The sequence below is a fragment of the Bacillus silvicola genome (genome assembly GCF_050524305.1).
GTDB classification, from domain to species: Bacteria; Bacillota; Bacilli; order Bacillales; family Bacillaceae_G; genus Bacillus_A; species Bacillus_A cereus_AT.
Genome location: NZ_JBNGVC010000012.1, coordinates 1,209,791 through 1,233,979, shown reverse-complemented (window position 1 = coordinate 1,233,979; position 24,189 = coordinate 1,209,791). Strand labels below are relative to the sequence as shown.

Genomic DNA, 24,189 nt, shown 5'->3' with positions numbered 1-24,189 from the left:
ATGTTTCAAAAAGTTGAGGGCATTGTTATCCGTACGACAGATTACGGAGAAACGAACAAGATTGTTACAATATTCTCACGGGAATTTGGTAAGGTAAGTGCAATGGCAAGAGGGGCGAAAAAACCGAAGAGTCGGTTAGCAGCTGTTTCGCAACTTATGACACATGGTCATTTTCTTATTCAAATAGGATCTGGACTTGGAACTTTGCAACAAGGCGAGATCATTTCATCTATGAAAGAAATTCGTGAGGATATATTTTTAACTGCTTATGCATCATTTATTATTGAATTAACTGATAAAGCAACAGAAGATAAGAAGAATAATCCATATTTATTTGAAATGTTATATCAAACGTTGCATTATATGTGTGAGGGTGTTGACCCTGAAGTATTATCATTAATTTATCAAACGAAAATGCTTCCGGTATTAGGGATGCGCCCGTACTTTGATACATGTGCTATTTGTCATCAAGAAACAGATTTTGTCGCCTTCTCTGTTCGGGAAGGCGGTTTTCTGTGCTCGCGTCATGCAGAGCAAGATCAGTATCGTATTCCGGTGGGAGAGGCTGTTCATAAATTATTACGTCTCTTTTTTCACTTCGATCTACACCGGCTCGGTAATGTATCGGTAAAGGATAGTACAAAAAAACAAATGCGCACAGTATTGAATACATATTATGATGAATATTGTGGGATTTATTTGAAATCAAGGCGTTTCTTAGAACAACTTGATAAATTTCAAATATAATTAGGGCCGTATACGGTCCTTTTTACATACTTTCTTTTTCGAATAGCATATTTAGTATATAATATTTAAGAGATAGTATAACTTTTTTCGTTGTGCATTAAAGGTGGTGATTATCATAGAGCTGAATAAACGGCAAGAACATATCATTCAGATTGTAAAAGATCACGGTCCTATTACAGGGGAGTCAATTGCTGCGCAATTGGGTTTAACACGTGCAACGCTAAGACCAGACTTAGCAATTTTAACGATGGCTGGTTATTTAGAAGCGCGTCCACGCGTAGGTTATTTTTATACGGGTAAAACTGGGGGGCAGCTATTATCTGAAGCTGTTAAAAAAATTAAAGTGCAAGATTATCAATCTAGACCTGCTGTAATTGATAAAAATGTATCAGTATACGATGCAATCTGTACTATGTTTCTAGAGGATGTTGGTACATTGTTTGTTGTAGATCAAGCTACTTTATTGGTTGGCGTTGTATCTCGTAAAGATTTATTACGAGCTAGCTTAGGAAAGCAGGATTTAACCTCTCTCCCGGTTAATATTATCATGACAAGGATGCCAAACATTGCGATGTGTCGCAGGGAGGATTCTTTATATGATATTGCGATGGAATTAATAGAAAGACAGATTGATGCAATGCCAGTTGTAAAGGACACGAAACAAGGTCTAGAAGTGATTGGGCGAATTACAAAAACAAATATTACACGTGCGTTTGTAAATTTAGTAAATAACGAATAAGTGTAATTTGTTTAAAGTGAGGTAATGTAATGGATAATAAAATCGTATATGTCGTATCTGACTCTGTAGGAGAAACGGCTGATTTGGTTGTTAGAGCGGCAATGGGACAGTTCCCATTCGCTCCTGATATTAGACGTGTACCTTATGTAGAAGATACAGGGACGTTAAAAGAAGTGATCTCGATTGCCAAGAGCAATCAGGCGCTTATTTGTTTTACGTTAGTAAAGCCTGATATGCGTCAATATTTATTGACAGAGGCGGCAAAAGAAGGGGTAGAGGCATACGATATTATCGGACCTCTTATCGATCAAATTGAAGAAATTACAGGACAAGTACCAAGGTATGAGCCAGGTGTCGTTCGAAGATTAGATGAAGAGTACTTTAAAAAGATTGAAGCGATTGAATTTGCTGTTAAGTACGATGATGGTAGAGATGCACGTGGTATTTTAAAAGCCGATATCGTGTTGATTGGAATTTCACGTACATCAAAAACACCACTTTCACAATATTTAGCGCATAACAAACGCTTGAAAGTTGCCAATGTACCACTTGTACCAGAAGTGGATCCGCCTGAGGAATTATATAAAGTGGCAAAAGAGAAATGTTTCGGTTTGAAAATTACACCGGATAAGTTAAATCATATTCGAAAAGAACGATTAAAATCACTTGGATTAAGTGATGGAGCAACATATGCGAATATTAATCGTATTAAAGAAGAAATCGTTCATTTTGAGAATGTAGTGAGTAAAATAAATTGTCAAGTGATCGATGTATCAAATAAGGCGATTGAAGAAACAGCTAATATTATTGTGAATGCAGTGCAAAACCAAAAAATGTTTTAGCACATTTACCACAGGTGAATGTGCTTTTTTCGCTCGTGAGAAGTAGGACAATAACTGTCGATTTAGTAATAGAATACAGTGTAATGGTTATACTTATATTCTTCTGTTTTTTTATTATGTTGAAGGAACGATTTAGTTATCTTTAAATGTAAAATGAAAATTAAAGGGATATGTAGCGTAGTTGAAGAAAATATATTATAATAAAAAATTGTGATAAAAACCTATATTTTACGTTTAGACTTTAATTTTTCAGAATAAACTAGGGATAGGATTTGCGAAAAAGACATGTATTTACGTTAAATCGACAAAATCTAGACAAGAAAACGCACATTATGGAAGGATTCACAGAAGGGATGTAGAATACAGAAATATGCAAAACATCAGTGAGATATTAGTTGATGCAGATGCATGTCCCGTGAAGGATGAAATTGTGCACGTTAGAACAAAAATTTATGTCGAAATTTTGTTTGTCGTATCGTAGGCTCATCGTTTAAGAAAACAGCAAGATAATTGGGTCTATGTAGATTTTAAGCAAGATGAAGTCGGTTTTTATATTTATCAACATGCCAAAGCTACAGATTTCGTGATCACATAGGATATGTGGCTTGCTAGTCTTCTTTTGAAAAAAGGAGTACATGTATTGTCTCCACGAAGTACATTTGTAAAAGATGAGCAAATGGATACAATTTTATATAGTAGGTATGTATTTGTGAAGTTACGCAGGCAAGGGGCTTATACAAAAGGCCCAAAATAGTTTACACAACGTGATCGACAGCACTTTCTAATAAATTTAGAAAAAATATTGTCGAATTATAAAGGAATCTTGTAATTAATATCGAATACAAAATACGACACGGAGATGGAGTTATGGGGAACAGAATTCCCGAAGAAGTTGTTGAACAGATTCGGACGTCATCCGATATTGTCGAAGTGATAGGTGAGTATGTTCAACTTAGAAAGCAGGGGCGTAACTATTTCGGTCTTTGTCCATTTCATGGTGAGAATTCCCCTTCGTTCTCTGTTTCATCTGATAAGCAAATTTTTCATTGCTTCGGATGTGGAGAAGGTGGAAATGTATTTTCTTTTCTTATGAAAATGGAAGGACTTGCTTTCACCGAGGCTGTTCAAAAGCTGGGTGAAAGAAATGGAATTGCAGTTGCAGAATATACATCAGGGCAAGGACAACAAGAAAACATATCTGATGACACTGTCATCATGCAACAGGCTCATGAACTTTTGAAAAAGTATTATCACCATTTATTAGTAAATACAGAAGAAGGAAATGAAGCACTTTCTTATTTATTAAAACGTGGTATTACAAAAGAAATGATTGAGAAGTTTGAAATTGGTTATGCATCACCAGCTTGGGATGCAGCGACAAAAATTTTGCAAAAAAGAGGTTTTTCGCTATCTAGTATGGAACAAGCCGGTCTTCTTATAAGAAGCGAGAAGGATGGTAGTCATTATGACCGCTTCCGTGGAAGGGTTATGTTTCCAATTTACACTTTACAAGGTAAGGTGATAGCGTTTAGTGGAAGGGCGCTAGGAGATGATACTCCGAAATATTTAAATAGTCCTGAAACACCAATTTTTCATAAAAGTAAGTTGTTGTATAATTTCCACCAAGCAAGGCCGTTTATTAGAAAACGTGGGCAGGTTGTCCTTTTTGAAGGATATGCCGATGTACTAGCCGCGGTAAAAAGTGGTGTGGAAGAAGCTGTTGCGACAATGGGAACAGCTTTAACTGAAGAACAAGCGAAACTTCTGCGACGTAACGTTGAAACTGTTGTTCTTTGCTATGATGGTGATAAAGCAGGGCGAGAAGCGACGATGAAAGCAGGGCGGTTGTTATTGCAAGTTGGTTGCCAAGTGAAAGTCACACCCTTGCCAGATAAGCTTGATCCTGATGAATATGTGCAACAATATGGGACAACTGCTTTTGAAAATCTTGTGAAATCAAGTATAAGTTTTGTTGGTTTCAAAATAAATTATTTGCGTTTAGGGAAAAATTTGCAAGATGAGTCTGGCAAAGAAGAATATGTAAAAAGTGTTTTAAAAGAGTTATCATTGCTACAGGATGCGATGCAGGCTGAATCATATTTAAAGTCATTATCGCAAGAATTTTCGTATTCAATGGAAACACTTTTGAATCAATTGCACCAATATCGCAAAGAACAAAAGGTACAGCAAAAACAAATAAAGCAGGTTTCTAAGCCATCTCAAATTGTTCAAACGAAACCGAAGTTAACAGGTTTTGAAAGGGCAGAAAGAGAAATTATTTACCATATGTTGCAAAGTGCAGAAGTGGCTGTTCGTATGGAACCCCATATAGAAGATTTTCATACAGAAGAACATAAAGGGATTTTATATGAACTATACGCATATTATGAAAAGGGAAATGAACCTTCAGTCGGAACATTTTTAAGTTGGCTCTCTGATGAAAAGTTGAAAAATATTATCACTGATATTTCGACGGATGAATTTATTAATCCAGAATACACAGAAGAAGTGTTGCAAGGTCATTTGGAGACGCTCAAACGTCATCAGGAAAAACTTGAAAAGATGGAAATCATCTTTAAAGTAAAACAAATGGAAAAAACAGATCCTGTAGAGGCTGCTAAATATTATGTGGCATATTTACAAAATCAAAAAGCAAGAAAATAGCTTTTTTGATAAAATTTTAGTATAATGAATGTTTGTATCTCGCGTAAGGAGGGGAACAGATGGCTGACAAACCAGCTCGTTCTAAACAAATTGAAACTGAAATGACCCTTGAGCAAGTGAAAGAACAACTCACTGAGCTTGGAAAAAAACGTGGCGTTCTTACATATGAAGAGATTGCAGAACGCATGAATGGATTTGAAATTGAATCCGATCAAATGGATGAATACTATGAATATTTAGGTGAACAAGGGATTGACTTAGTTGGTGACAATGACAACGACGAAGGTCCTAATAATCGCCAAATTACAAAAACGGAAGAAGAATTTGACCTTAATGATTTAAGTGTGCCACCAGGTGTGAAAATCAATGATCCTGTTCGTATGTACTTAAAAGAAATTGGTCGTGTAGACTTACTATCTGCAGAAGAAGAAATTCGACTTGCGACACGTATTGAAGAAGGCGATGAAGAAGCAAAACGCCGTCTTGCTGAAGCAAACTTACGTCTTGTAGTAAGTATTGCAAAGCGCTACGTGGGCCGTGGTATGCTTTTCTTAGACTTAATCCAAGAAGGAAATATGGGTTTAATTAAGGCAGTTGAAAAGTTCGATTACCGTAAAGGTTTTAAATTTAGTACGTATGCAACTTGGTGGATTCGCCAGGCTATTACACGTGCGATTGCAGACCAAGCGCGAACAATTCGTATTCCAGTTCATATGGTTGAAACAATTAATAAGTTAATCCGTGTACAACGTCAATTATTACAAGATTTAGGACGCGAACCATCTCCTGAAGAGATTGGTGAAGAAATGGATCTTGCTCCAGAAAAAGTACGCGAAATTTTAAAAATTGCACAGGAGCCAGTTTCTCTTGAAACACCAATTGGTGAAGAAGATGACTCCCATTTAGGTGACTTTATTGAAGACCAAGAAGCAACATCGCCTGCGGACCATGCAGCGTATGAGTTGCTAAAAGAACAATTAGAAGATGTGTTAGATACACTAACAGATCGTGAAGAAAATGTTCTGCGTCTTCGTTTTGGTTTAGATGATGGACGAACTCGTACGCTTGAAGAAGTTGGGAAAGTATTCGGCGTAACGAGAGAACGTATTCGTCAAATTGAAGCGAAAGCACTTCGCAAATTAAGACATCCAAGCCGTAGTAAGCGTCTTAAGGATTTCTTAGAATAGGCTACCTTTAAGTTTACTTCACTTTTGTGAAGTAAACTTTTTTATTTTGTTAATTTTTGTTAAAATTTAGCTATCGGCAACGATTACAATTTCTTGTAATTTATTTTACAGAATTGTCTTTTGATTTGCAAATGCTCATTTTTCGATTTTTCGATTTATTTTGTTTATTATATACAAAATAATATGTAGAAAAGTAAAAAATATGATGAGAAACGTTAGTAATTATCGAAATAATATGCGATATAATAGTGAAAATCAATAAACTGAATTTATGGAATATTTTTAACAAATATTAGTTTACTCTTTTCTGATAGAACGTTTTCAAGTACAATAAAAATGACTGAATCATCTAACTATTTAGGGGTATAGAGGGGGGAGAAGAGATATGAAACGTAATCCGTTGATTCCGTTCGCTCTTATTGCAGCATTAGGTATTATCGTTATGTTTGTATTTTCATTTCAGGGGCTAAATAAATCTAAAGAGTTAGCTGATGCAAAAAATGGTGGGAAACCAGCGCAAACAGCATCAAAGCCAGAGGATATTGTAAAGCAAAGCTGTACGAGCTGTCACGGTGATCAGTTACAAGGAGCGGTAGGACCTAATTTACAAAAAATTGGTGGGAAACTTTCAAAGGATGAAATTAAAGAAATTCTTTCGAAAGGAAAAGGAAACATGCCGCCAAATATAGTTCCGGCTGATCAAGCGGCTAAAGTAGCTGATTGGTTATCACAGAAAAAATAAAGTATAGAAAAACAAGCCTTTTGCTTTTGTGCAAAAGGCTTGTTTTTCTATACTTTCTAAAATACGATGAGTAATAGAGAATGGAATTGTTGTTATGGGCTTGCAACAACAACTATAAATTCATTATCATGGAGACAGACTGACAAGAGAAGGAGTAATGGAAATACATGAATGAAGTAAAGCTTTCAAAACGATTAGAAGAAGTTGTGCGCGAGATTCCAGTAGGATCTACAGTAGCTGATATTGGATCGGATCATGCGTATTTACCGTGTTATACAATTATAAATAATATTGCTACAAAAGCAGTTGCAGGAGAAGTTGTGGATGGGCCGTTTCGTTCTGCGCAAGCAACTGTAGCTGAAAGTGGCTTACAAGATAAAGTAGACGTTCGTAAAGGGAATGGATTAGCTGTTATAGCGCCAGGGGAAGTAGATGTGATTACAGTTGCTGGTATGGGTGGAGCACTAATTCGTGACATTTTAGAAAGTGGTAAAGAAAAATTAGAAGGTGTAACACGTTTAATTTTACAGCCGAACATTGCAGCACATCACATTCGTGAATGGTTTATTGAAAATGGCTGGGAGCTTATCCATGAAAAAATCGTAAAAGAAGACGGGAAAATTTACGAAATTTTAGTTGGGGAACGAGGAAATATTGCAGAATCTTACTCAGATAATAAACAAGCTGAATTATTTATGGGTCCATTTTTAATAAAAGAAAAAGGTGAGGCTTTTGTTGAAAAGTGGGAAGGAGAATTGAAAAACTTCCAAAATATCTTAAAACAATTAGAACGTGCAGCAGATTCTGAAGAAACAAAAGCGAAACGTGTAGAAGTAGAAGCGAAAATGAAAATGATAGGGGAGATTTTATCATGAGTAAAATTCCAAATGCTCATGAGGTTATTTCTTTATTTGAAAGTATGTATCCGAAGCATTTAGCGATGGAAGGGGATAAAATCGGCCTGCAGATTGGGGCACTTAATAAACCTGTGCAGCACGTACTAATCGCGTTAGATGTAACGGAGGGAGTTGTGGACGAGGCAATCCAATTAGGAGCGAATATCATTGTAGCGCACCATCCTTTAATCTTTAGTCCATTAAAAGCGATTCATACAGATAAGGCGTACGGAAGAATTATTGAAGCGTGTATTAAAAATGATATTGCGATTTATGCAGCACATACAAATGTAGATATTGCTAAGGGTGGGGTAAATGATTTACTTGCTGATGCGTTAGGATTACAAGATACAGAAGTATTAGCTCCGACATACGCAGAAGAAATGAAAAAAATTGTTGTGTTTGTGCCAGTAACTCATGCAGAAGAGGTTCGTAAAGCATTAGGAGACGCAGGCGCTGGTCATATCGGCAATTATAGCCACTGTACGTTCAGTAGTGAGGGAGCAGGCGCGTTTGTACCTCAGGAGGGAACAAATCCTTATATCGGGGAAACTGGGCAGTTAGAACGTGTGGACGAGGTACGTATCGAAACGATAATTCCAGCTTCACTACAAAGAAAAGTTATGAAAGAGATGTTGGTAGCTCACCCATACGAAGAAGTGGCATATGATGTATATCCTCTTGATAATAAAGGTGAAACGTTAGGGCTTGGAAAAATAGGCTATTTACAAGAAGAAATGACACTTAGACAGTTTGCTGAACATGTGAAACAATCATTAGATGTGAAGGGCGCAAGAGTTGTCGGCAAGTTAGATGATAAAGTGCGTAAAGTCGCTGTACTTGGTGGAGACGGTAATAAATATATAAACCAAGCGAAATTTAAAGGGGCAGATGTATATGTAACAGGTGACATGTATTACCATGTCGCTCATGATGCGATGATGCTCGGTTTAAATATAGTTGACCCAGGACATAACGTTGAAAAGGTAATGAAGCAAGGTGTGCAAAAGCAACTGCAAGAAAAAGTAGATGCGAAGAAATTCAATGTACAAATTCATGCTTCGCAGTTACATACAGATCCATTCACATTTGTATAAGAAAAATAAAAACCGTTGCTCATATAGGCAACGGTTTTTATTATTGTTCTTTTTTCACTTTTACACGAGGTAAGATTTTTTGAAGTGGTACTTTTCGAATTCTTTCCCACGTAGCCGGATTCATTGGGTCATATTGATCTAAGAAAGCGATAACCTCTTTTGTAATTGGCGTTGGAGTAGAAGCACCTGCTGTAACAGCTACGTTTTCTACACCTTGTAGCCACTCTAATTGAATTTCACTTACATCCGCAACACGATAAGCTTTCGTACCAGCGATTTCTTGTGATACTTGTGCTAAACGGTTTGAGTTGTTACTTTTCGGATCACCGACAACAATTGTTAAATCTGCAACATCAGCTTGTTTAGCGACAGCTTCTTGGCGAACTTGAGTTGCTAAACAAATTTCCTTGTGAAATTCTGCTGTTGGGAATTTTTTTTGAATGTCTTCCATTAAATGTTGAACATCCCATTGACTCATTGTTGTTTGATTCGTAACTAAAATTTTATCCGTTGGAATTTCTAGTGTTTCTAAATCATCAGCTCTTTCGATAAGATGAACGATATCAGGTGCAATACCAACCGCGCCTTCTGGTTCTGGATGATTTTTTTTGCCGATATAAATGACATGGTATCCTTCAGCTTTTTTTGCTTCAATAAGGTCATGTGTTTTTGTAACATCTGGACAAGTTGCATCGATTGTCGTTAAACCTTTTTCTTTTGCACGTTGTTTAACTTCAGGAGAAACACCGTGAGCAGTAAAAATAACAGTACCAGAATCGATTTTATCTAAAATTTCTAATCGACTTGGACCGTCTAATGTAATGATGCCATCCTCTTCGAAAGCATCTGTGACATGCTTATTGTGAACAATCATACCTAAAATATAAATGGGTCTCGGTAATGATTTATCTAATGCGGCGTTACGTGCAATAACCATTGCGTCAACAACACCGTAGCAATAACCACGAGGGGAAATTTTAACAATCTTCATGTGAGTAATCCTCTCCTTCTAAACAAGGGATACTTTTGTGCATAGTCCATTACATTATAAAGGAGGAGTGGATAGAAAACAAAGGATTGTTACACATATAGTTTTGGTTTTGTTGCTGATTGTTGAACGGGTTCTTTCGGAACTTCTTTTTCTATTACAGGTTCAAGCACTATTTTTTTTTGTTTTCGTTTCCTTTTTGGAGGAGGTGGAGTTGCTACCTCAACCTGTTCTGTTGCATCTTCAGTTTGATTTTCCTCCGTGCTTTTTCCAGAGGTGAGGATTTTAACAATGCTTGGTAGACTACGCATAATTGGACCGTATTGCTCGACAACAGGCCCTACAGATTGAACAACTTGGGATACTTTTTCGATATTATTTATCATATTAGTTGGGTTCGTAATTAAATTTGAAAAAAAACTACCGATGCCGCTGCTAGATGCCGCTGCAGTTGTAGCTGACGCAGCACCACGTGTATCATTTGATTCATACATTTGAGGTGGTATCATCTGTTGAGGATATTGCTGCATGTATGGTTGATATTGTTGTGTATATTGTTGTTGGTATGGCTGTTGCTGTTGATATTGGTGCGGCGGTTGTTGGTGCATCATCGGTGGCCCTTCCATTTGTCGATAAGGAGGGACCATTTGCATGAAAGGTTCGGTTGGATCGTGTTTTTTAAAGAGTTTAGCAAGGAAACCTTTCTTTTTTTGAGCCATCGGTGGTAGTTGTGGAATCGGATATGGTGTGTAAGATTGTTGTCCTCGATTCGGGTACATTTGTCTTATAGGGGATTTCGGAAACATGTGGGAAATCCTCCTTTCTTCAGTTAGGTATATACACATACAATATGCAATGAAAGGGAAGAAGGTTAGTTTTTGAAGTAAAAACCTAAACTAAAGATGGATTTTACTTGTAGATTTCGATATAATGTAGACTTGACTTGATTTGTGCGCGCAGTAGAAATTTTAGAAAGAAGGTGTAACTTATGACACTACAAACTTTTACACAGTATGATTTTAAACCATTTTTAATAGATGCAGTTCGTGAACTACGCTTTTCAGAGCCGACAGGAATTCAACAGAAAATTTTCCCGGTTGTGAAAAAAGGTGTGAGTGTAATTGGACAATCCCAAACAGGTTCTGGGAAAACCCATGCATACTTACTTCCTACATTAAACAGAATTGATGCAAGTCGTGAAGAAGTACAACTTGTTATTACAGCGCCTACTCGTGAGTTAGCACAACAAATTTACGAAGAAATCGTGAAATTAACAAAGTTCTGTGCAGAAGATCAAATGATTACAGCACGTTGTTTAATTGGTGGAACTGATAAACAACGATCAATTGAAAAGTTGAAAAAACAACCTCATATTGTAGTTGGAACACCAGGACGTATTAAAGACTTAGTAGAAGAAAAAGCGCTATTTGTTTATAAAGCAAATACTATTATTGTCGATGAAGCAGATTTAATGCTTGATATGGGATTCATTCAAGATGTAGATAAAATTGCAGGACGTATGCCTAAAAACTTACAAATGCTAGTTTTCTCTGCAACAATTCCTCAAAAATTAAAACCATTTTTGAAGAAATATATGGAGAATCCAGAGCATATTCATATTAATCCGAAACAAGTTGCGGCTGGAAATATTGAGCATTATTTAGTGCCTTCTAGACATCGTAACAAAATTGATTTAGTGAACAAGATGTTGCTTCAATTTAAGCCGTATTTAGCAATTGTCTTCACTAACACGAAGAAAATGGCAGACCAAGTTGCTGATGGATTAACAGAGCGTGGCTTAAAAGTTGGACGAATTCACGGAGATTTATCACCACGTGATCGTAAAAGAATGATGAAACAAATTCGTGATCTTGAATTCCAATATATTGTTGCGACTGATTTAGCAGCACGCGGTATTGATATTGAAGGAATTAGTCATGTTATTAACTATGAACTTCCATCAGATTTAGATTTCTTCGTTCACCGTGTTGGAAGAACTGCACGTGCGGGTCATTCAGGTATTGCAGTGACAATTTATGATCCAGCAAATGAAGAAGCGTTAGATAGTTTGGAAAAACAACGTCATATCGAGTTTAAGCATGTAGATTTACGCGGAGATGAGTGGGCGGATTTAGGTGACCGTCGTCGTCGTAAGAGCCGTAAAAAACCAAATGATGGGCTAGATGTTATGGCAACAAAGGTTGTTAAAAAGCCTAAGAAAGTAAAACCAAACTATAAACGAAAACTTGCAACAGAACGTGATAAAGTTAAGAGAAAATATAGCAATAAAAAAAGATAAGGGATTTTCCCTTATCTTTTTTTATCACGCTATTTGTGAGAGCGTGTATTCAGTAAGGATAGAAAAATATTGATTAAAGTTTCGCCTAATCTAGTTAAGTTAAATATAGAGTATAGCTTGTTTAAATAGTCATATAAATTTGTGTAGTTCCTTTTTTGCGAACAAACAATTCACTACATGTTTCTACAAATTATGCTATCATTATATCTATTGTATATTGAAGAGGTGATTGTATGTTAAAGATTGGATCTCATGTTTCAATGAGTGGTAAGAAGATGTTATTAGCAGCAAGTGAAGAGGCTGTTTCGTACGGTGCAACAACGTTCATGATTTATACAGGTGCACCGCAAAATACACGAAGAAAACCAATTGAAGAATTGAATATAGAAGCAGGAAGAAAACATATGGAACTGAACGGTATTGAAGAAATTATCGTCCATGCTCCCTATATTATTAATGTTGGGAATACGACGAAACCTGAGACGTTTCAATTAGGTGTTGACTTCCTTCGTATGGAAATTGAAAGAACGGCAGCGTTAGGTGTGGCGAGACAAATTGTTCTTCACCCAGGAGCTCACGTTGGTGCAGGGGCAGATGCTGGTATTCAACAAATTATTAAAGGGCTTAATGAAGTAATAACGCCAGAACAAACAGTTAATATTGCGCTAGAAACAATGGCAGGAAAAGGAACGGAGTGCGGTCGTAGCTTCGAAGAAATTGCGAAAATTATTGATGGCGTAAAATATAATGAAAAGTTATCTGTATGTTTTGATACGTGTCATACACACGATGCAGGCTATGATATTGTAAATGATTTTGACGGTGTATTAAACGAATTTGATAAGATTGTTGGAATAGACCGTTTACAAGTACTTCATATTAACGATAGCAAAAATGTACGCGGAGCCGGAAAAGACCGTCATGAGAATATTGGTTTTGGTCATATTGGATATAAGGCGCTACATCATATTGTGCATCACCCACAACTTACAAATGTACCAAAAATTCTTGAAACGCCGTATGTAGGTGAAGATAAAAAAGACAAGAAGCCACCATATAAATTAGAAATCGAAATGCTGAAGAATGGTACTTTTGATGAAGGGATTCTTGAAAAAATTAAAGCACAATAAGGAGGGGGTTTTCCCCTCCTTATTTTAGTAGTTGCTGAAATAAAGTATTTACTTGTTGGGCAGTAGCAGGGGAGGTTACTTTTGCTATTTGTTTTAAGAGCTCTAGTCGTTCGTCATTATCGTAAATGTTAATATTCTTTCCTTTCATAAGTACAACAATTTTATCAGCTTGTGCAGTTGTAATTGGAACTTCATATTCTTTGCTATATTTTAATAGCTCTTTTGTAGAAATATGGTTTAATTTTTTATTAACAATTTGTTTGATGAGGTTCATCGTGTTGTCCTCCTTCACACGTTCTACTATCGAAATATATGTGCACATAGCTTGTATATATTCTTATAGAGTTTCGTTTTTTCCATGTGAAAAAGAAGCTTATGCTATAATATAAGAACAAAACTATAGATAAAGAGTATAAGGAGGACTTATGGAAAAAAAGCAACATCGAAAAGAAAGTGTTATTCATCTTATATATCGCTTAGTTATGATTCTCTTTGGAGCAGCGTGTGCGGCGGTAGCGATTGAACTATTTTTAATGCCAAATAAAATTATTGATGGTGGAATTATTGGTGTTTCTCTTATATTAGATTATCTTACTCCTAATATTTGGTGGTTAAGTTTTTCTACTTTAGTTGTTATCCTTAACATTCCGTTTATGTACTCGGGTTATAAACAAATTGGAAAAACATTCATGTTATCTTCTGCGTTCGGAATCGTTGCTTTAGCATTTATTGAATCGACGTTGCACGCTGTCCCGCCATTTACAACTGAGCCAATTTTAGCAACAGTTTTTGGAGGGCTTATTTTAGGTCTTGGTGTAGGGCTTGTTATTCGCCATGGTGGATCAATGGACGGAACAGAAATTATGGGGATTTTATTAACGAAGAAATTACCTTTCTCTGTTGGTGAATTTGTAATGTTTGTGAATTTATTCATTTTTGCATGGGCAGCATTTGTATTTGGTGTTGAACAGGCCATGTATTCTGTTATGACGTACTATATCGCATTCAAAACAATTGATACAGTAATTCAAGGATTAGACGAAACGAAAGCGGTTTTAATAGTGTCAGATCAATATGAAGAAGTATCAAATGCAATTTTACACCGCCTTGGCCGTGGAACAACAAAACTTGTTGCTAAAGGTGGCTATACAGATAAAGAAAAAGAAGTTATTTATGCAGTTGTAACGCGTCTTGAAGTGACGAAGTTAAAGTCGATTGTGCATGAAATTGATGAAAATGCCTTTGTTACGATTATGAGTACGCAAGAGACGAATGGCGGTAAGTTTAAATCAGCGATTCACTAAAAAATTAATTCCAATATCTTTTGAAAGCAGAGAAATTTTCTCTGCTTTTTGTTATAATAGTAAGGTTTCTGGAAATAAAGAATATATTTTGGGCAGATTGGTTTACAACTATAATAAGCTGTACTATAATTCAAATAGAGATAAATCGGAATCATTCTGAATTAAAATAGGTGATGTGTAATGAATAATATATTAGAAATAGAAGGACTTACGTTTCGGTATGAAGATCGAAATGTGTTAGAAGATATTAATTTGCAAGTTCCGAAGGGAGCTTTTTTAGGTTTAGTTGGACCGAATGGTTCAGGGAAATCGACTTTACTTAAATGTTTATTGGGTGTTTTAAAGCCGAAGCAAGGAAGTATTAGATTGTTTGGCATTGATAGTAAAAAGTTTAAAGAGTGGAATAAAGTTGGTTATGTATCTCAAAAGGCAAATAGCTTTAACTCAGGTTTCCCGGCGACTGTTTTTGAAGTTGTTTCAATGGGGCTTGTTTCCAAAAAAGGTCTTTTTCGCTTCTTTACGAAAGACGATAAGGTGAAAGTAGAAAAAGCGATTGCTGATGTAGGGATGAGCGAGTTTCAAGGTCGCAACATTGGAGAGCTTTCTGGTGGACAACAACAACGTGTATTTATTGCTCGTGCACTTGTAAGTGATCCGGAATTACTTATTTTGGATGAGCCTACTGTTGGGATTGATGTGAAAAATGTGGAAAGCTTCTATGAGATACTAGAGGATTTAAACAAAAGGCTAGGGATCACGTTAATTCTTGTTACGCACGATATGGGTGCTGTAACAGAGAAGGTGACGCATGTTGCATGTTTAAATCAGCATCTACATTTCCATGGGAATGTAGAGAAATTCCGAGAGTTAGAAGATGCCGAAATGTCGATTTTATATGGACATCATGTTCATCGCTTAGAACATGAACATGGGCATCACGGGAGGATATAATGATACAGGATTTTTTACAATATGATTTTTTACGTAATTCTTTATACGCTGGTGTTTTAATAGGGCTTGTCGCACCGCTTATCGGCGTGTTCGTTGTAATTCGTCGTATGTCGCTTATTGCAGATGCGTTAAGTCATGTGACGTTATCGGGAATTGCAGCAAGTTTATTACTTGAAAAGACAATCTTTACCGGTGGGTTTTTAAACCCCTTATATATGGGAATGTTTTTTTCAATCGGTGGAGCATTGCTAATTGAAAAATTACGTACTGTATATAAACATTATCAAGAGTTAGCAATTCCGATTATACTTTCAGCAGGAATGGGGATTGGAGTTATCTTCATTTCACTTGCTAATGGATTCAATACGGATTTATTTAGTTATTTATTCGGTAGTGTAAGTGCTGTGACAAGTGCGGATTTAATTATTATTGGTATAGTAGCAATTGTAGTAATTATAACGATTGTTTTATTATACAAAGAGTTGTTTTTACTATCATTTGATGAGGAATACGCTGTATCAACCGGTTTGAGTGCAAAGTGGATTCACTTTATTTTCATTATATTAGTTGCTCTTGTAATTGCGGTATCAATGCGGGTTGTAGGTGTTCTTCTCGTATCATCTTTAATGACGTTACCAGTTGCAGCAAGTATTCGTATTGCAAAAGGATTTAAACAAACAATTTTCTTTTCTATTTTATTTGGTGAAATTGCAGTAATTGGTGGAATGTTTGCTTCGTATCAACTTGATCTAGCACCAGGTGGTACAATTGTTATGATAGCGGTTCTTATTTTAATCGGTGCGATTTTATGGAAGAAGAAAAAAACTGCATAAAGTAGGGATAGGTATGAATCTAACAGAAGCTTTACGCCTAATGAAGGAAAAAGGATATAAACATACGGGGAAAAGGGAAGAGATGCTAAGGCTATTCGCGGCACATAATCGTTATTTAACTGCGAAAGACGTTTTAGAGCATATGAAGGATGATTATCCAGGACTTAGTTTCGATACGATTTATCGTAACTTAACGGTATTCGCTGAAATTGGAGTTTTAGAGCAAACGGAATTAAATGGTGAAAAACATTTTCGTTTTACGTGCTCTATTATGGAACATCATCATCATTTTATTTGTTTAGATTGTGGTGGTACGAAAGAAATCACTTCTTGCCCAATGGATTTTATGAATAAAGATTTTAAAGGTTATGAGGTAACGGGACATAAGTTCGAAATATATGGTCGTTGTCCAAAATGTGCAAAATGAGAGAACTCGTCGGTTATTAACTGACGAGTTTTTAATTTAAATGTAAAAAAGGTTGCTCACAAAAATTGTGGGCAACCGTCTTTTTTATTGTTCTTGTTTTTCTTTTTCTTTTTCTCGTTCGGCAGCCATTTCAGCAGCGATTACATCAATTTCTTTTTTCAGTTCTTCTACCATAGTTTCTTCTGGTACCTTACGAACAACTTGCCCTTTACGGAATAATAAACCTTCTCCGCGTGCACCAGCAATACCGATGTCAGCTTCACGAGCTTCACCAGGACCGTTTACAGCGCAGCCAAGTACCGCAACTTTAATTGGAACTTGAAGTGTAGAGATATATTCTTCTACTTCATTAGCGATGCTAATTAGGTCAATTTCAATACGACCACAAGTTGGACAAGAAATAAGTGTTGCGGCATTAGATGCAAGACCGAATGACTTTAATAGTTCACGTGCAACCTTTACTTCTTCCACTGGATCAGCACTTAAAGAAATACGTAGTGTATTTCCGATACCTTTATTTAAAATTGCTCCAAGACCAGCAGCACTTTTTACAGTTCCAGCAAACAAAGTTCCTGATTCTGTAATACCTAAATGTAATGGATAATCAAAAGCGCGAGCGGCTTTTTCATATGCTTCAATTGCTAAGTTAACATCAGAGGCTTTCATTGATACGATAATATCGTGGAAATCTAAGTCCTCTAAAATTTTAATATGGTGCAGTGCACTCTCGACCATACCATCAGCAGTTGGGTATCCATATTTTTCTAAAATGTGACGTTCTAATGAACCTGCATTTACGCCGATACGGATTGGAATGCCGCGCTCTTTCGCTGCGTTTACAACAGCTTCTACTTTATGGCGACGTCCAATATTACCTGGATTGATACGTACTTTATCAATGCCACCTTCTATTGCTTTTAAAGCAAGGCGATAATCAAAATGAATATCAGCAACAAGTGGAATGTTGATTTGTTTTTTAATATCAGCAATAGCATTTGCTGCGCGCTCGTCTGGAACAGCAACACGAACGACTTGACAGCCTGCTTCTTCTAAACGTTTAATTTCAGCAACTGTAGCCTCAACATCATGTGTTTTTGTTGTCGTCATACTTTGTATAATTAATTCATTGTTACCGCCAATTGTTAAATTACCGACTTTAACTGGACGTGTTTTTGTACGATGAGTCATTTCATTCACGAGTAGATCGCTCTCCTTATAAAAGAAGTTTCTTATTTTAGTCCCTTACATCAATGATAGTATGTGTGAGAAAGGGCTATAGAAACCAAAGTACTCGGTTTCGCTTTTACTATTGTATCAGCGCCTTTATGTAATTGACAAGGATTAAGTGATGGCTTATTGATATAACGGGAATTTATAAGACTTTCCAATTTGGATTTTTGTAGCAGATGTATTTTTATTTAATTGTTTAAAATCATCAATTACTTTTTCAATAGAAGGAATTTTTTTCTTATTGATCGCTTCTGTAATAGAAAGGACTGTATCACCAGTTTTTACTTCAATTGCTTTATAAGCTGTATCCGTTTCTTTTTCTGTTTCTTTCTCGTTATTTTGCTTTGTATCTGCATTTTCTTTTTTTATCGTTTCGGCAGCTGTTGTTTTTTTGTATGAACTTAACATCGGTAAAGTACCGATTTTAATGTCGTAATAAAATATATAGCCGAGGACAAGCACGAATAAGAGTACACCTAATCTCTTCATATCCTTCACTCCTTTGCTAGGAATATATGCTTGTCCAAAAAAAAAATGCCTATTTAGGCATTTTTTTATAGTTCTTGTTTATCTTTTGGTTTTGGAACTTCTTTAATTGTTAAGTATAGAACGATTAAAACAACTGCAATGTAAATGAATGTTGCTCCAGGTACGTTTATTTTGAATAAATCCATAACCATAAAGAAGATCGTTGGAATTGTGTAGCTGTAAGCAGTTAACGTCCAAACTTGTTTATAAGATAATTTGCGTTGACCGCTCATTGCAGAACCGATGAAGGCAAGTAATGTAACTCCTACAAAGGTAATAAATAATTGGAACAAGTACAGTAAGAACCCAATAACGAATAGTAAGATTGGATAAATACTGTCAAATAACGAAATGAAATCTTGTAAATCTTTCTTTTCAAGAGATGCACCTAATAAATCATTATAAGAGTATGTTTGTGTTTGGCCATTTCCCATGGAGACTACTTTATCTTTTAAAACGAATAAACCTGTTTTATTTTGATATTTTTCTAAGTCTGTTGAATTTGGATCAAATACGAAAAGGGCATTTCCATCTTCTTTTTCGATAGGTTGGTCAATATCAGCTGTTAGTTCGCCATTTTCAATTTTGAAATCAGGTAAATCTTTTTCAATCACTTTATTTACCATGTTAACACCATCTTGGATAACGCTACCGTACAAGAAAGTTCTTGGAATAGTAGTGATTAGGCAAAGAAGTATAATATACAAAATGGTTTTACCGATTTTTTGAAAACGGAAAAGCGCCATATCTTTAGGCGAATATACGCTTTTTGCTAGCTGTTTAAAAATGGACATAGATTCACTTCCTTTATGTATGTATAAATTCATTGTAACGTACGAATCTAGAGAAGCTCAAGATATATTATATTTACATATAGTAGAGAGGACTAAATTTCTTCTTACTTAATTTTCTTCTTTTAGGAGAGAAAAATACAATTGACACTTTTCTTTTGTATATGGTAAATTTATCTTACATTTCTCAAACGATATATCCGATGGGAATTTAGTTATTTTTAATGTTACATACATAATTGTGGACCCTTAGCTCAGCTGGTTAGAGCAGACGGCTCATAACCGTCCGGTCGTAGGTTCGAGTCCTACAGGGTCCATATCCATTTCGCATGTTTATTATGTCGGCAGGAAGCTTCCTTGTAGAAGGAAGCTTTTTTTACGGAATATATGAGCATTTTAATTGAAAAGAAGTGGGAATTTTGCTACTTTAATGATAGCAAGACAATGTGATTTATTTGTTTGCACCCTATGGCAATTAGGGTAGAATGAAGTTGTATGTCACATATGTAGTGACAATACATAAACCGGGAGGAATATAACAATGGCAAAACACGAATTACCAAATTTACCTTATGCGTATGATGCTTTAGAACCTCACTTTGATAAAGAAACAATGAACATCCATCATACAAAACATCACAACACGTATATTACAAACTTAAACGCTGCTTTAGAAGGTCATGCAGAATTAGCTGACAAAAGCGTTGAAGAATTAGTAACAAACTTAAACGAAGTACCTGAAGCAATCCGTACAGCAGTACGTAACAATGGTGGCGGACATGCTAACCATACATTCTTCTGGACAATCCTATCTCCAAACGGCGGAGGACAACCAGTAGGTGAACTTGCAACTGCGATTGAAGCGAAATTCGGTAGCTTCGATACATTCAAAGAAGAATTTGCAAAAGCTGGCGCAACTCGCTTCGGTTCTGGTTGGGCTTGGTTAGTAGTAAACAATGGTGAGTTAGAAGTAACAAGCACTCCAAACCAAGATTCTCCTCTAACTGAAGGTAAAACTCCAGTTATCGGTTTAGATGTTTGGGAGCATGCTTACTACTTAAATTACCAAAACCGTCGTCCTGACTACATCGGTGCATTCTGGAACGTTGTAGATTGGAACGTTGCTGAAAAACTTTACCAAGAAGCAAAATAATTAAAGTTAATACAGCTAGAAAAAAGCTAGGAGTTTTCTCTTAGCTTTTTTCTATGCTCTCCTTTTACATAATTGAGCTTGTCTTTGGAAGACTAGAACATGAAGTAAAGGAGAGTTGTGTATGAAGTGGAAACATGTAATTGGTGATGTTGAAGTGAATCGTGATTTAGTATTATTGCTCGTTATAGGAGGTTTATACACGCTCGCAATTTCTTTATCGAATACGTTTGTAAACATTTATTTATGGAAGCAAACACAAAATTATGTGAATCTAGGCTTGTATACTTTGGCCAGCGTGGTATTGCAACCCCTAACATTTCTTGTAGGCGGAAAATTAGCGAAACGTATTGATCGTTCAATTTTATTACGAATAGGTGTAGGCACGTTAGCTGTTTTTTTTATCGTCGTTTTAGTAGCGGGAAAAAGTGCTTCTCACTATATTTTACTAATGGGAGCTCTTTTGGGAGTTGGTTATGGTTTTTATTGGCTCGCATTTAACTTGTTGACTTTTGAGATTACAGAACCAGAAACAAGAGATTTTTTTAATGGTTTTCTCGGACTTCTTACATCGTTCTCTGGAATGATTGGGCCAATAGCAGCCGGATATACAATTTCACGTATGGAAAAATGGAGTGGTTATACTGTCGTTTTTTTCCTCTCGTTAATGCTATTTGCGATTGCAGTTGTTTTAAGCTTTTTTTTATCAAAGAGAGAATGTGAAGGGCGCTATGAAATTGTACAAGTATTGAAAGAGCGGCGAGTTGATGAAAACTGGGGAAGAATTACACGCGCTCATTTCTTCCAAGGTTTAAGAGAAGGAACGTTTATTTTCGTTATTTCGGTATACGTCTATTTAGCATCTGGTAGCGAGTTAGCACTAGGGAAATATAGTTTAGTGAATTCTGCAGTATCATTTGTATGCTATTATTTAGTTGCTCGTATGTTAAAGAAAGAATGGCGAAAAAAAGCAATTTTACTCGGTGGTATTATTTTATACGCGGTTGTATTTTTAGTTATTTTCAATGTTACATATACGAAATTACTTATTTATGCAGCATGTATTGCGGTTGCATATCCCATTTTACTCGTTCCGTACGGCTCCATGACATACGATGTAATTGGTAGAGCAAAACAGGCGAGAGAATGGCGTGTAGAATATGTAGTGGTCAGGGAATTATGGTTAAATGCTGGAAGAATTTGTTCCATTTTAAGTTTTTTATGTGCTGTTATATTCTTTCCACCTGAAAAAAGCTTACCTTTCTTACTATGTATTTTAGGAGCTGGACATTTCCTTATTTATTTTGCGGTTAAAAATGTCAAATATGATGAGGGAAATGTGAACAAAACCAGCGTTGTAGCACAAGAAACCACACAGAATCAAACTGAACCAGAAGGTTAACTTATCGTGTGTTTTATGCTAGAATAGAAAAAGATGTAAGACAGCAGTGAGGGCACCTGTATGAAGGTGTCCCTTTCACATTACATAGCTGTTGGTAGAGGGGGTTTGTATGAGCAAGAAGCAGAAAAAGAACCAGACAAAGACAAAGACCCACGTTCCCTTTCGGTTAAACGTGTTGTTTTTTTGCGTGTTTTTAATGTTCTCCGCGGTTATTGTAAGACTTGGATACGTACAAATTGTTCGTGGTGAGGAATATAAAAATGAAGTTGAGAAGAAAGAAAATTCAACGATAAGTAATCCTGTACCGCGTGGGAAAATATTTGATCGTAATGGAGAAGCGGTCGTAGATAATGAGCCTATTCGTACAATTACATTTACAAAAATGAAGGGATCAACTGCAGCAGATCGCTTAGAAACAGCGAAAAAGTTAGCAGATTTAATTGAAGTCCCGACAGATAAGTTAACGGATCGCGATAAAAAAGACTATTGGCTTGCTTTACATAAAGAAGAAGCAGAGGCAAAAATCACAAAAAAAGATCGTGAAGAGTTTAAAGTGAATAAAATTGACGATAAAGAACTAGATGAACGTCAACGAAATCGTGTAACAGAAGAAGAGATTAATCAACTGTCAGCAAAAGATTTAGAAATATTGGCGATCAAAAGTAAGATGGAAAGCGGATATGCAATGACGCCGCAAATCGTTAAAAAAGGTGCAACAGAAGAAGAATACGCGATTATTAGTGAAAATTTGGCGAAATTGCCAGGTGTAGATACAAATGTCGACTGGGAACGAAAATATAAGTATGATGATATGTTCCGAAGTGTACTTGGTGGTGTAACGACTTCTGATGAAGGGTTACCGAGAGAGCGATTAGATTACTATCTTGTTCGCGATTATAATCGTAACGATCGCGTAGGAAAAAGTTACCTTGAGCAACAATATGAAGATAGCTTACATGGCACAAAAGCTGAAGTTAGAAATGTTACAGATAAAGATGGTAATATTTTAGAAACTATTAATGTGTCACAAGGACAACGAGGTAACGACCTGAATTTAACAATCGATATGGAATTACAAAAGCGCGTAGAAGAAATTCTTGCGAAAAACTTAATGAGATTTAAAGGGGGCGAACCTCTTTTAGACCGCGCATTCGTTGTAATGATGAACCCGAAAAATGGTGAGGTTTTATCTATGGCGGGGAAACAATTAGTGAATGAGGGCGGCGAAACGAAAGTAAAAGATTTCGCATTAGGAACGATGACAAGTTCTTATCCGATGGGTTCAACTGTAAAAGGTGCGACAGTACTTACGGGATATCAAACTGGTGCAATTCAACCTGGATCCGTACTGTTAGATGAACCGATTAAATTAAAAGGGACACCTACGAAGTCATCTTGGAAAACGATGGGGTATATTAATGACCTTACAGCGTTAAAAATGTCTTCTAACGTTTATATGTTTAAAACTGCGATGAATATTGCAGGGGTTCCATACGTACGAGGCGGTACTTTAGATATCCCGCAAAAAGCATTTGATACGATGCGTTATTATTTTGGTCAGTTTGGGCTGGGTGTAAAAACAGGTATTGATTTACCAAATGAAACGGCTGGTCAAATGGGTAGAGGAAATCAACCAGGTTTCTTATTAGATTTAGCAATCGGACAGTATGATACGTATACACCTCTTCAATTAGCGCAATATATTTCGACGATTGCAAATGGTGGATATCGTATGCAACCTCAAGTTGTAAAGGAAATTCGTGAGCCATCGGCGAAGCCAGAGGAAGTTGGAAAAGTTGTTCAATCCATGGAACCGAAAGTATTAAATCGCGTTGATATGCCTGAATCGCAAATTAAACGTGTTCAAGAAGGATTTAGACAAGTGTATAACGATTCAGGTGGTACAGCTACGAAATACTTTGCAGGCGCACCATATAAAGCTGCTGGGAAAACAGGTACAGCTCAAACTGTATATGGCGGAGATAAAGAGATTGGTAGAAATGCAAAAGGTGAGCGTATTGAAACATATAACTTAACATTAGTAGGTTATGCGCCACTTGAAGACCCTGAAGTAGCATTTTCTGTTGTTGTGCCATGGGTACATGATGATAAAACAGGAATCAATGGATATATCGGTCGTGAAATTATGGACGCTTACTATGATTTGAAAAAACAAGCATTAACTGGTGAAGCTCCAAAAGATGAAAAAGAGAAAAAAAGTAATACACAAGATGATGAATAA

Annotated in this window: 24 protein-coding genes and 1 tRNA gene; 19 read left to right on the top strand and 6 right to left on the bottom strand. The window is 36.2% G+C overall.

Features of this window, described 5'->3' with window-relative positions:
- The 9 genes from recO (at position 1) to ACP6L7_RS18315 (ending at position 8,914) form a co-directional block, all read left to right on the top strand.
- On the top strand, positions 1 to 747 hold the full coding sequence (gene recO, locus ACP6L7_RS18355) for a DNA repair protein RecO (protein ID WP_000487006.1): 747 nt from the start codon (positions 1 to 3) through the stop codon (positions 745 to 747).
- Positions 748 to 853: 106 nt separating this feature from the next.
- Positions 854 to 1,486 (top strand): transcriptional regulator CcpN, encoded by a 633-nt coding sequence (gene ccpN / locus ACP6L7_RS18350; protein WP_083596090.1) that lies wholly within the window; start codon positions 854 to 856, stop codon positions 1,484 to 1,486.
- Between the two features lie 29 nt (positions 1,487 to 1,515).
- Complete coding sequence (locus ACP6L7_RS18345) at positions 1,516 to 2,328, top strand: pyruvate, water dikinase regulatory protein (protein WP_071747361.1); 813 nt, start codon at positions 1,516 to 1,518, stop codon at positions 2,326 to 2,328.
- Between the two features lie 640 nt (positions 2,329 to 2,968).
- On the top strand, positions 2,969 to 3,082 hold the full coding sequence (locus ACP6L7_RS18340) for a hypothetical protein (protein WP_097830658.1): 114 nt from the start codon (positions 2,969 to 2,971) through the stop codon (positions 3,080 to 3,082).
- A gap of 113 nt (positions 3,083 to 3,195) precedes the next feature.
- Positions 3,196 to 4,992: a DNA primase gene (dnaG, locus tag ACP6L7_RS18335; RefSeq protein ID WP_097830659.1), complete on the top strand. Its 1,797-nt coding sequence runs from the start codon at positions 3,196 to 3,198 to the stop codon at positions 4,990 to 4,992.
- Positions 4,993 to 5,051: 59 nt separating this feature from the next.
- Positions 5,052 to 6,179: an RNA polymerase sigma factor RpoD gene (rpoD, locus tag ACP6L7_RS18330; protein WP_000764062.1), complete on the top strand. Its 1,128-nt coding sequence runs from the start codon at positions 5,052 to 5,054 to the stop codon at positions 6,177 to 6,179.
- A 385-nt stretch (positions 6,180 to 6,564) separates the two neighbouring features.
- A complete protein-coding gene (gene cccA / locus ACP6L7_RS18325; protein ID WP_097830660.1) occupies positions 6,565 to 6,921 on the top strand; it encodes a cytochrome c550 in 357 nt (118 codons plus the stop codon).
- Between the two features lie 167 nt (positions 6,922 to 7,088).
- Positions 7,089 to 7,796: a tRNA (adenine(22)-N(1))-methyltransferase gene (locus ACP6L7_RS18320; RefSeq protein ID WP_097830661.1), complete on the top strand. Its 708-nt coding sequence runs from the start codon at positions 7,089 to 7,091 to the stop codon at positions 7,794 to 7,796.
- Positions 7,793 to 8,914, top strand: coding sequence for a Nif3-like dinuclear metal center hexameric protein (locus tag ACP6L7_RS18315; protein WP_430529352.1), 1,122 nt, complete (start codon positions 7,793 to 7,795; stop codon positions 8,912 to 8,914). The genes ACP6L7_RS18320 and ACP6L7_RS18315 overlap by 4 nt, the downstream gene beginning before the upstream one ends.
- Positions 8,915 to 8,954: 40 nt before the next feature.
- On the opposite strand, the gene ACP6L7_RS18310 is transcribed toward ACP6L7_RS18315, so the two are convergent.
- Together ACP6L7_RS18310 and vrrA are read right to left on the bottom strand one after the other, a co-directional pair.
- Positions 8,955 to 9,905: a 4-hydroxy-3-methylbut-2-enyl diphosphate reductase gene (locus ACP6L7_RS18310; RefSeq protein ID WP_097830663.1), complete on the bottom strand. Its 951-nt coding sequence runs from the start codon at positions 9,903 to 9,905 to the stop codon at positions 8,955 to 8,957.
- An 89-nt stretch (positions 9,906 to 9,994) separates the two neighbouring features.
- Positions 9,995 to 10,708, bottom strand: coding sequence for a VrrA/YqfQ family protein (gene vrrA, locus ACP6L7_RS18305; protein ID WP_097830664.1), 714 nt, complete (start codon positions 10,706 to 10,708; stop codon positions 9,995 to 9,997).
- A gap of 182 nt (positions 10,709 to 10,890) precedes the next feature.
- On the opposite strand from vrrA, the gene ACP6L7_RS18300 reads away from it, so the two are divergent.
- Positions 10,891 to 12,201 (top strand): DEAD/DEAH box helicase, encoded by a 1,311-nt coding sequence (locus ACP6L7_RS18300; protein WP_097830665.1) that lies wholly within the window; start codon positions 10,891 to 10,893, stop codon positions 12,199 to 12,201.
- 233 nt (positions 12,202 to 12,434) lie between these two features.
- Complete coding sequence (locus tag ACP6L7_RS18295; RefSeq protein WP_097830666.1) at positions 12,435 to 13,331, top strand: deoxyribonuclease IV; 897 nt, start codon at positions 12,435 to 12,437, stop codon at positions 13,329 to 13,331.
- A gap of 19 nt (positions 13,332 to 13,350) precedes the next feature.
- Here ACP6L7_RS18295 and ACP6L7_RS18290 read toward each other — a convergent pair whose 3' ends face one another.
- Positions 13,351 to 13,605 carry a DUF2624 domain-containing protein gene (locus ACP6L7_RS18290; protein WP_097830667.1) on the bottom strand — a complete coding sequence of 85 codons (255 nt, stop codon included), beginning with the start codon at positions 13,603 to 13,605 and terminating at the stop codon, positions 13,351 to 13,353.
- A gap of 151 nt (positions 13,606 to 13,756) precedes the next feature.
- Here ACP6L7_RS18290 and ACP6L7_RS18285 point away from each other — a divergent pair, with 151 nt between their 5' ends.
- From ACP6L7_RS18285 to ACP6L7_RS18270, 4 genes are all read left to right on the top strand, one after another.
- On the top strand, positions 13,757 to 14,635 hold the full coding sequence (locus tag ACP6L7_RS18285) for a YitT family protein (protein ID WP_097830668.1): 879 nt from the start codon (positions 13,757 to 13,759) through the stop codon (positions 14,633 to 14,635).
- Positions 14,636 to 14,815: 180 nt separating this feature from the next.
- Positions 14,816 to 15,586, top strand: a complete 771-nt coding sequence (locus ACP6L7_RS18280; protein ID WP_097830669.1) for a metal ABC transporter ATP-binding protein — start codon at positions 14,816 to 14,818, stop codon at positions 15,584 to 15,586.
- A complete protein-coding gene (locus ACP6L7_RS18275) occupies positions 15,586 to 16,419 on the top strand; it encodes a metal ABC transporter permease (protein WP_000613830.1) in 834 nt (277 codons plus the stop codon). Before ACP6L7_RS18280 ends, ACP6L7_RS18275 begins: the two co-directional genes overlap by 1 nt.
- Before the next feature lie 13 nt (positions 16,420 to 16,432).
- Entirely contained in the window at positions 16,433 to 16,846 is a 414-nt protein-coding gene (locus tag ACP6L7_RS18270) for a Fur family transcriptional regulator (RefSeq protein WP_071747162.1), read from the top strand.
- Between the two features lie 84 nt (positions 16,847 to 16,930).
- Here the strand turns inward: ACP6L7_RS18270 and ispG are convergent, their stop codons facing one another.
- The 3 genes from ispG to ACP6L7_RS18255 all read right to left on the bottom strand — a co-directional run bounded on the left by ispG (position 16,931) and on the right by ACP6L7_RS18255 (position 19,398).
- Positions 16,931 to 18,034 (bottom strand): flavodoxin-dependent (E)-4-hydroxy-3-methylbut-2-enyl-diphosphate synthase, encoded by a 1,104-nt coding sequence (gene ispG / locus ACP6L7_RS18265; protein ID WP_165616075.1) that lies wholly within the window; start codon positions 18,032 to 18,034, stop codon positions 16,931 to 16,933.
- 165 nt (positions 18,035 to 18,199) lie between these two features.
- Complete coding sequence (locus tag ACP6L7_RS18260) at positions 18,200 to 18,565, bottom strand: hypothetical protein (protein WP_097830670.1); 366 nt, start codon at positions 18,563 to 18,565, stop codon at positions 18,200 to 18,202.
- A 65-nt stretch (positions 18,566 to 18,630) separates the two neighbouring features.
- Positions 18,631 to 19,398, bottom strand: a complete 768-nt coding sequence (locus tag ACP6L7_RS18255; RefSeq protein ID WP_097830671.1) for a DUF1189 domain-containing protein — start codon at positions 19,396 to 19,398, stop codon at positions 18,631 to 18,633.
- 240 nt (positions 19,399 to 19,638) lie between these two features.
- Here ACP6L7_RS18255 and ACP6L7_RS18250 point away from each other — a divergent pair.
- The 4 genes from ACP6L7_RS18250 to ACP6L7_RS18235 all read left to right on the top strand — a co-directional run bounded on the left by ACP6L7_RS18250 (position 19,639) and on the right by ACP6L7_RS18235 (position 24,189).
- Positions 19,639 to 19,712, top strand: a tRNA-Ile gene (locus tag ACP6L7_RS18250).
- A gap of 224 nt (positions 19,713 to 19,936) precedes the next feature.
- Entirely contained in the window at positions 19,937 to 20,548 is a 612-nt protein-coding gene (gene sodA, locus ACP6L7_RS18245; protein ID WP_071771673.1) for a superoxide dismutase [Mn], read from the top strand.
- Between the two features lie 121 nt (positions 20,549 to 20,669).
- Positions 20,670 to 21,947 carry an MFS transporter gene (locus ACP6L7_RS18240; protein WP_430529351.1) on the top strand — a complete coding sequence of 426 codons (1,278 nt, stop codon included), beginning with the start codon at positions 20,670 to 20,672 and terminating at the stop codon, positions 21,945 to 21,947.
- Positions 21,948 to 22,056: 109 nt separating this feature from the next.
- Entirely contained in the window at positions 22,057 to 24,189 is a 2,133-nt protein-coding gene (locus ACP6L7_RS18235) for a peptidoglycan D,D-transpeptidase FtsI family protein (protein ID WP_097830673.1), read from the top strand.